Annotated in this window: 7 protein-coding genes and 1 pseudogene; 2 read left to right on the top strand and 6 right to left on the bottom strand. The window is 52.0% G+C overall.

Going from position 1 to position 8670, the window contains the following annotated elements; translation table 11 throughout:
- Window positions 1–111: pseudogene (locus KP703_RS04470) on the top strand (IS5/IS1182 family transposase); the annotation flags it as partial.
- A gap of 673 nt (window positions 112–784) precedes the next feature.
- Here KP703_RS04470 and KP703_RS04465 read toward each other — a convergent pair.
- The 6 genes from KP703_RS04465 to KP703_RS04440 form a co-directional block, all read right to left on the bottom strand.
- Window positions 785–1249, bottom strand: coding sequence for a hypothetical protein (locus KP703_RS04465; RefSeq protein WP_215753925.1), 465 nt, complete (start codon window positions 1247–1249; stop codon window positions 785–787).
- A 406-nt stretch (window positions 1250–1655) separates the two neighbouring features.
- On the bottom strand, window positions 1656–4124 hold the full coding sequence (locus KP703_RS15895) for a VapE domain-containing protein (RefSeq protein WP_215753924.1): 2469 nt from the start codon (window positions 4122–4124) through the stop codon (window positions 1656–1658).
- On the bottom strand, window positions 4121–4585 hold the full coding sequence (locus tag KP703_RS04455) for a hypothetical protein (RefSeq protein WP_215753923.1): 465 nt from the start codon (window positions 4583–4585) through the stop codon (window positions 4121–4123). Before KP703_RS04455 ends, KP703_RS15895 begins: the two co-directional genes overlap by 4 nt.
- A 256-nt stretch (window positions 4586–4841) precedes the next feature.
- Complete coding sequence (locus tag KP703_RS04450) at window positions 4842–5048, bottom strand: AlpA family transcriptional regulator (RefSeq protein WP_215753922.1); 207 nt, start codon at window positions 5046–5048, stop codon at window positions 4842–4844.
- 85 nt (window positions 5049–5133) lie between these two features.
- Window positions 5134–5820, bottom strand: a complete 687-nt coding sequence (locus tag KP703_RS04445; protein ID WP_215753921.1) for a hypothetical protein — start codon at window positions 5818–5820, stop codon at window positions 5134–5136.
- A gap of 12 nt (window positions 5821–5832) precedes the next feature.
- The gene (locus KP703_RS04440; protein WP_215753920.1) at window positions 5833–7083 is read right to left on the bottom strand and encodes a site-specific integrase; all 1251 of its coding nucleotides are present in this window, start codon (window positions 7081–7083) and stop codon (window positions 5833–5835) included.
- A gap of 391 nt (window positions 7084–7474) precedes the next feature.
- Between KP703_RS04440 and glf the strand changes: the two genes are divergently transcribed.
- Window positions 7475–8629, top strand: a complete 1155-nt coding sequence (glf, locus tag KP703_RS04435) for a UDP-galactopyranose mutase (RefSeq protein WP_373687436.1) — start codon at window positions 7475–7477, stop codon at window positions 8627–8629.
- Window positions 8630–8670: the final 41 nt, after the last annotated feature.

Below are 8670 nucleotides of genomic sequence, written 5' to 3'. Positions count from 1 at the left end.
TTCATCCGAACTGTCGGTATCACCCGGGCCACCATGAGGATCGGGCTGGCCAATATCGTCTACAACATGCGCCGCTTCCTCTTCCTCGAAAGGTTGAACGCGAGCGCGTAGTCATCCAGCGGGAGGGCAGTCCCCGATCTGCTCAAAACGCAGATCAAAAGCTACCCCAAAAACCGTCAATCAAATCGCCAAAACCCTGAAATCACGAGCCAGGCGCATCAACCAACGGTTCTTCGATCCCTCCAGGTGATATAAAATGAGAAAGATTATGTATGCGGCTTTTTTAGCCGCTTTGCCCGTAACGTCCCATGCACAAAGTTATACATACGGCGCACCGTATGGAAGTTATGCCGCCCAGCAAAACGAACTGCTTGAACAGCAACAACGCATGATACAGCAGCAACAGCAAATGCAACGACAAATGCAGCGGCAGCAGGAAATGCAGCGGGGTTACCAAGATGGCGGGGCTGGGCAATATGCTACATGTGAAGCAGGAGGATCTTATGATTACCAGCGAGCATGCCAGCGAGCGCAATCAAATTATTTTATGAATCGTTCCAGAAGTAGGCCTTCTAGTGGGCTCTATCCACCACTATGGAGTCCCAATCCCTGAATGACTTCGAGGCAAGTTTTCTGAGGCTTATATCCCAATACGCTGAGCCTCGCGTGCCCCCCTAATGGGACCAGTAGACAGAAGGGGGGGGGCTTGCCTGAAAGGGGGGGCTGGTAGAGAGTGGATTGCCCTCCGCCCCCCATTGGTCAGGAGGTCCGAGAGGCGGGGCATTTATTTTTCAGAGTTATTTCCTAGCGTAGTCCACCATTCCTGCTTAGGGCTTTCAGGACTGCGCCAGACCGAGCCGGTTTCTAGGTGAACCAGTCGCCAGCCCATAAGGCGGAGAAACGGCCCCACCCGCATATGAGAGCAGTGAAAGGCAGCGTTATTGTTGAAGACGGGCATCAATTCTCGCAGCTTCCAGTCGCGTTGCCTTTCCGCAGTAGGCAGTGCTCGCCACCACTTCCAGTATGTCTCGGACATATGGTGGCGCAATCGCTCCCCATGCTCTTTGCGGCGCTGGCTCAGAGCCCTGACGTAAGGAGCCAACCGGCGGCGCTCACGGTCTCGCTCAGCTCGTAATTCGTGGCGACGGTTTTCTTTTTGGCGTTCCTGTTCTGCCTGTAAGGCAGCATGCTCAGCGCGGCGTTTCTCAATCTGATTTCGGAGAAACAAACTCATAATAGCAACCTTCATTAGTGCCTGTATCGTGCTGCTTCAGCGTGTCAGGCAAGATTGAAAACCTTCCTTCTTCAACCTTAAAAGCGGATTAAAGTAGGAAATATGGTGTTTAATCCTGATATCATCGGGATTTTTTATAGAGTTCAGTGCGCCACCAGAGTATTTCAGAATTAGGTGACAGAGAGCAGGCAAGGGTGACAGTTATTGTAGGTTTATGTGTCACCCTAATTTTCCACAGTTTTCTGAGGGATGCAGAGAGTGCAATGACAGATGACAGTTAATGACAGATGTATTTATATATTAAGTAAAACTAGTATATTTTTTATAATATGGGTTCTAATATTTGTCTGTATATAAAAGTGTAGTGACGTATCCGTCATTTCTGTCATCTATATCAAAAAACGATAGTTTTCTGCCTGTTTTATGGTGACACTATGTTCCGTCCTTCCTCCGTTGGTTCGTAATAACGACTGTTTTTTGTCCGGCGCTGTATCCATCCTAACCGCGACAAGATTGCGACAAGCCGCTTATTGGTCGCGGTTGTGGCCCGGCTAATTTCCAGTCCTAGTTTGCGGCACCCGGCAATGTCGGCGAGCGTAACCCGTGCCGCTTTTCCTTCATTCTTTGCTTGTTTAATAACCTCGTTTAGGTGGACCTGAACGGGTTCGTCCCATGGGTCACTTTCCTGCCTATCCGCTTGTTCGGGATTAAAGAGCCTTGCTTGCTCAGCAGCTGTTGGCCACCATCGGGCATCTGATAATTTAAGCATCTCCATTGCCTCAGCGAAAAGCTGCGCTCTATCTCGCTCTAGGGCAGGCAGATCAATCTCCCCGACCAATACCGGCCAGAACCTACGACCACCTGTCGCATCACGCAGATATTGGCAGTCGTTCGTGCTGCCAGCGATTACGCACTGTCGAGGCTCATCAACTTCTAGTCGTTCAAACGGAGGGCGATACATCTCGCTTTGTCGGGTTAGAAACGCTTTCAGGTGCTCAGCCTCCGCTTTCGAGGAAGCGGCGAGTTCGGCCAGCTCAACTAACCAACGCCCCCTTAGTGCCATACTGGCATCCTTCCCGCGAATATCAGCCAGCGCATCTGAAAAGTATTCGTCACCAGCAAGGATACGTAGGGCGGACGATTTCCCGCGACCTTGTTGACCTTCCAGAATTAACATTGAGTCAACTTTACATCCCGGTTTCATTACACGGGCCACCATGCTTATGAGGAAGAACCGGCCAACAAGGCTGCTGTATTCTGACTGAGCCACACCAAGGTAACGGTTCAGCCATCTATCTACTCGTTTCTGCCTGTCCCAATGTAGGCTGGTGAGCCACTCCCGAAGAGGATGTGTCCGGAGACTGTATGCTAAAGCCATGATACCGGAGATCACCTCATCTTTCGATATACGAGCTAACCCACTCCGCTGCATGAATAGTTGCAGTGCCAACACGTCTTGTTCGGTGATCTTGCGCCAGAGGCCATGGAGATTGTGTTCTATGCGTAAGGTTAGTTCGTTGTATCGGAAAGCCTTTTTCGTCTGTTCTGCTATAGCAAGAAAAGCTGTTGCATTAGCTGCGTTACACACGAGTGCCCCGTTTTTGCTCGTCACGAAAACATCCGAGCTGGTATCTCGTGCCATGTCCAGTGTATGCGGGGAGGTGAGAGCTGTTTGCAGTTTGCCCCGCTGGCTCTTGGGGTGAGGTGGCTGTTTCCATCCTGCTGCTTGTGCAGCATCTAGCAAGGCACCACATCCGACTACAACATCCCCGATGCTGTCCCACCTATTTTCTACTCCATGAGGGTCATAGTTGGGAGCACTCTTTGAAAATTCGTCAAACAAATTGAAGGCTTCTCGATCGGTCAGCAATGGCTGGGTACCGTCGACACTACGGGAGCAACCTGCAATCAGTGCTCCGACGCGCTGCCATTCATCATGCTTTTCTGCATGCCCCGCTTTAGCTAAGTATGTGACTGCCGAGGGCACACATTTCTGTTCATAGGCGCGTTGCTCTGCTTCTATTTCAGCCCGTGACCGGACGTTCTGGGCAGCTTTGTCCACATATTGCAGTAATGCAGCATCTTGAGCCGAGAAGGGTGAGGGCGCTGGTGTAGACAGTTGAGGTTGGCGCGGTTCACGATGTGGCCGCTTGGTCCGGGGCTTTCTTTGATCGTGAGCTCCCGCTTCCAAGAGTGCTGCTACGGAACAGCGTGGCCAGCTTGCATGGTTTTCTAGTAGCTTGACTAGCGTCGGTGGCCGGCCCCATTTGTAATTTATGAAGCCCGGAAGTCGAAGTAATCTGCCGGGGTCTTTTACATTAGGGTCGCCACCATATCGGGCGATAAGACCAAGTTCAATGCGTCGAAAGTCTTCCTGACTCATGCCAGCAGTGGGCAGCCAGTATGCGTGGTAACGGTCTGGGCTGGACTGTACCAGAATGTGGGGCTCTGGTTTTTTCTTAATAGTGGCTAGGAAGTCGGAGGGGTTGCCTGCATCGTAATCAATGGGGCAGGCGCGAATGGTGGTGATGTCTTTTGCAGAGGCGGCTCCTCGGTTCCCTGTGGGGCATGCAGCCTCGTTGAACCGTACAAACACACAGCGCCCCTTTTCATTTTCTGCTTGTAGCCAGTCCCATGCTTCGGTTGATAGCGGTAGAGGTTCTGTATGGTAGCTCCAGCCTTGGTATCGTGGGCTCTGGCCATCTGTCGCTGGTGGCTCGCTCTTGGCTGTGGCGAGGTTTACTACCCCAATATTGCCAGTGAGGGTAGCTAGAAACTCTTGGCCGTGGGCAATGTTGGCCCGTGGTGGACGTGGAATCCGTGGGCCGCGTAGATCATTCGCGGCATGAAACTGGTTAACAGGAACTATTTTTACGGATGCGGTGTTCACGTCGCATCCCCATTTTCAATTAGGTCTTGGGCTAGGTCAGTAGCCAGTATCTCAGCATGGGAGCGTGTGGTCTGGCGCTGTGCAGCACGATTAAGCGCCCGTATCTGATGGCGGCAACGGGAGATGGCTTTGGGCCGGATGTCCCAGCCAAGATGCGCTAGGTGGCGGCGTTGTTTCCATCCTGCGGTAGGAATACCATTGGGGTAGAATATTGCTGCGCCTAGAAGGGCTTTATCCAGACGAGGACGCGCCAGCGTATATAGCAGCCCATCATCTGTCTGCGCTGTCTCAAACCCACAATCGGCTAGCGCGGCGGTAATAGCCCATTCTCCAATGAAGCCGCGACCAGTCAGGCAGCTTGCTATTCCATCAAATCCACGCACCAAAACGGGGAGAGGAGACGCCTCACAGACGAGGGCAAACCGATGGCCCGCTACCAGTTCATCGGGAAAAACAGGCACTCCTGCCTTTTCGCAGATTAACGTCGCCTGTGGCGTCCTGCACAGCGCGTTGCAGCGGTGCTTTCTTCTGTGTGCAAGGAAATCAATAATTTCAGACATAAGGGTCTCCTATTATGGAGAAGCCGACCCACACCCATTTTGCAACGGCAGCCCGAGTTGTGTAGCTGGAAGATCAAAATGCCTTTGGGGGAACTTTTATAGACTTCATAGGATTTGAAAGGGGCATAGGGAACGGAACCCGAGCCCTTTCTTTTTATCAGGCGGCTTCTGTTTCTTGGCTCGTCAATGCTTGCTGCCATCTCTGAATCGTGCTGGCCCACCAGCCGGAAGTATTTCGTCCCGCACGAATAGGCGGGGGGAAATCTCCACGCTTCACCCAACGATAAATGGTCGAGCGGTCAACACCACACATCTTGGCAACAGTTGCTGGGCGAATAATGTAATCAAGGTCTTGGCTTGGCATCAGCTTTCTCCTCTGTGCGTTAAGACTCCACGAAGAAAGCATGCCGATCTTGCCGGTGCTTCAGACAAAGTAAAAAAAGATTGTCCTATTTTTCCGGTTGATACTTTCGCCGCTTCCATCGTTTCACCAAGGCTTCCGGGGAGGGACAATCCTTATCTTGATCTGGCTTTTTTGGATCGCGGGTGAGCATCATATGGGCGAGAGTAACTCCTCTGCCTGTAGGTGTGGTCATACTGGCGGAGATGTGAAGGCTGCTGAGGAGCGCCTCTACTGCCTCAAGCATGAGTGTTTCGGCTTCGTGAGAAGCTGAGCGGAAGTCCAAACTTCCTCGATAAGGTATGAAAGTAGGAGAATCCCCGAGCCATTTTGCTGCTTTGCGCAGCCCCTCTAGTGCCTCTCTATCGTCCTCCTGCGCACGATATCTCGGTGTGAGGGCTTCTAGGGCGGCACTGAAATTTGGACCGAGCCGGTTAATGACGCTTAGGGCAGAAGCAAACTCGGCAGCATCCTTCCGCTGGGATAACGCACCGCCTCTATTGGTTCGCGTATAAAGCGCAGCCGCACGACTCGTGGTAACCTTATAAATTAAGCTGCGCTGACCGTTGGTTGGCTGGTTAGTCCAGTTGTGCCTCTCTGCTTTCATAAGCCATTGCCGAATAAAGGCTTCCACATCTGCGCACTGCATGGCTATGGCTCCCGGTATATTCGGAGTTTTTACCCCGGGGTAAGGTAATTGGTCCGTTTCAGCCGTGATGCTCTTACTCATGCTCATTTAATGAACACCTCATGCCTGCCGTTCTCTCAGTGTCACCACATTACTACCTGCCATCGCGTCTAATCGGTCTGCGAGTGCCTGTAAGGCTTTGGCATGTTCCTGTTGATACCGGCTGGTATTGTAAGTTCGAGCAACAGCGGAAAGTGTTGACCCGTCGCCACCTATGACAAGGGCGTGATTCAGTGCTGCTTCGATAATATGCGGAGCTACCCCACAATCTGCCATCAAGGTCGCTGCGGTTCGTCTTAGATCATGCCGGTGCCAATCGGCGGTGCCAGAGGCTGCTTGTAATCGTTTGGTTGCGCGGTCCCAGTTATCAAGCGGCTTCCCGGCTTGGTTCGGAAAAATCAGATTGGTCGGGGGGCTGCCTGCGTGCCTCTCTGCAAGCAACTCGACTGCCTGTCTGGGCAAGGGAACCACATGCGCTTTGCCATTTTTAGAGTGCTCAGCTGGTATCAGCCATTCATGGGTTGAAAGATCAATATCTTGCCATCGGGCACGGGTCATTTCTGACTTTCTACAAGCGGTCCAGAGCAGCCAGCGGAAAGCTGGCCCATATACTTGTATACTGTCCAACTTCTGCCAGATTGCACCAAGTTCACTATCTGACAGGACACGTTGGCGGCGTACGTTCGATCCTTCCGGCTGTTGCAGCATCTCAGCAATACCGTGAGCCATCAGCCCGCGCCGGGATGCCCATTTCAGAATGGGACGAACAAAGCGCACCGTAGCCCCGGCCCGCGCCCGTGAAGGCCAGTTGTCTATAGTCTTTTGTAATGTGGGGCTGGTGAGGTCTGGTAAGGGGGTAGTTAAGTGCTTGGCCAGCACACTGTTGATAGCCCGTTTAGCTTCGGGCCATGACCGTGCCTTACCGACTTCCTGTCGTGCAGTCACAACATGTTGTTCATATAAAAGAAGAAGGGTTGCTAACGTGCCTGCCTCAGATTTGGAGCGATGTTTATCCCGTGCGGCTTTACGTTCGGCTATGGGGTCTTTTCCATCTTTCAACTGCTGACGCTGTCGTCTGGCTCGCTCTCTGGCTTCAGCCAGCCCAACGCATCCCGCTCCGTTGAAATCGCCCAATGAGATGGAGCGCACCTTTCCGACCCTGTCACGGCAGGATAGCACCCATGTCATTTTTCCAGATGCTGATACTCGGAGGCGAAGACCGGGACATCCGCCGTCAGAAAAATAGATTATGCCTGTTTCTGGCGCCTTAACACTCCGGAGACTCGCGGCCGTTAGAGGTGGTCGCTTCATGGTGATTGTCCAAGCTGTGATTGTCTTGTGCAACAGCTGTGCAACATTTTTCGTGCGACAGCAAGCCATTCCATGCACCATCATGCGGTAGAGATTTTTCGGTGTATATCCATGTATTTATAGGAAATACACGGATATACTTAAAAAATTCATGACGGTAAAATTGCCTCAAAAGGAGGGGGGGGCACTTCCTTCTAAGCTGTGGGTCGCTGGTTCGAATCCAGCAGGGCGCGCCAGACTCTTTTTCAAAAAATACTGCCGTTCTTTCTGGCTGTTACTTGCCCAAAGCGGAGGGCAAGGGTAGGCCTGCTAAGAGAAAAAAGGCGTTTAGCGTGGCTCGACAATAGTCGCTCTGGCTGAATGCATGCTTGATTGTGTCGGGAGTCAAATTTTGAGATCATTCTGCGTTGTGGGTGCCGGGTTTAGCGGGGCGATCATTGCCCGGCATCTGGTTGAGCGTGGCCATAAGGTGACGGTTGTAGATGAACGCCCGCATCTGGGTGGGAACTGCCACACAGAACGTGACGCAGAAACTGGCGTGATGGTCCACAAATACGGCCCTCATATTTTCCACACAGCAGACAAAAGAGCGTGGGATTACGTCCAGCGCTTCGGGAAATTCCAGCCTTACGTCAACCGCGTGAAGGCAATTTCCAAAGATCGTGTCTATACGCTGCCGGTTAACCTTCTGACGATCAATCAGTTCTTCGGCACGACCATGGGGCCGAAGGAAGCGCGGGCTTTTATTGAAAATAAAGCCGACCGTTCAATTCAGGCTCCCCGCTCTTTTGAAGAGCAGGCGCTGAGCATGATTGGTCCGGAACTCTATAAGGCCTTTTTCTACGGTTATACGCGCAAGCAGTGGGGGCTGGAGCCGACTGAACTCCCGGCGTCTATTTTGAAGCGCCTGCCGCTTCGTTTTAACTACGACGATAACTACTTCAATCATCCGTATCAGGGCATGCCGGAAGACGGCTATACGAGCATTGTCCAGAATATTCTGGCTGTAGACGGGATTGATATTCGGCTGGGCTGTTCCTTTGAGAGTCTGGAAGGGAAATACGATCACGTCTTCTACACAGGCCCGATTGATCGATATTTCCAGTTTCGTCTGGGGCGTCTTGGCTATCGGACGCTTGATTTTGAACGGTTTGTTGATGAAGGGGACCATCAGGGGACCGCTGTTATCAACTATTGCGATGAAACGGTGCCGTTTACCCGGATTTCAGAACACAAGCATTTTGCCCCGTGGGAGCAGGAAAAATTCTCCAAGACGGTTTGTTTCCGCGAATATAGCCGTCTGGCAGGTGAAGGGGATGTTCCATACTATCCCATCCGTCTGGTGAACGAAAAGAAGATGCTGGACAGCTATATTGCGCTGGCCAAATCAGAAAGTGGTGTGTCTTTCATGGGGCGCCTTGGCACCTATCGCTATCTGGATATGGATGTGACCATTACGGAAGCTCTGGCGGCCTGTGACCAGATTGATGCCCTGCTGCAAAGTGATGATAACTCTTTGCCCTCTTTCTTTGTCGATCCTGCCTGACGGCATGAATACTCTCTTCCTTGCGTATGGGTATTTTTCTT

The organism is Acetobacter sp. P5B1 (genome assembly GCF_018811985.1).
GTDB lineage: Bacteria > Pseudomonadota > Alphaproteobacteria > Acetobacterales > Acetobacteraceae > Acetobacter > Acetobacter cerevisiae.
Note: the sequence above shows the minus strand (reverse complement) of the source record. Positions and strands in the feature narration are given on the sequence as shown.

Coding starts and splice junctions, on each gene's coding strand:
- KP703_RS04465 (WP_215753925.1), bottom strand. CDS start 1,249: ATGAAGGTTGCTATTATGAGTTTGTTTCTCCGAAATCAGATTGAGAAA.
- KP703_RS04450 (WP_215753922.1), bottom strand. CDS start 5,048: ATGCCAAGCCAAGACCTTGATTACATTATTCGCCCAGCAACTGTTGCC.
- KP703_RS04445 (WP_215753921.1), bottom strand. CDS start 5,820: ATGAGCATGAGTAAGAGCATCACGGCTGAAACGGACCAATTACCTTAC.
- KP703_RS04440 (WP_215753920.1), bottom strand. CDS start 7,083: ATGAAGCGACCACCTCTAACGGCCGCGAGTCTCCGGAGTGTTAAGGCG.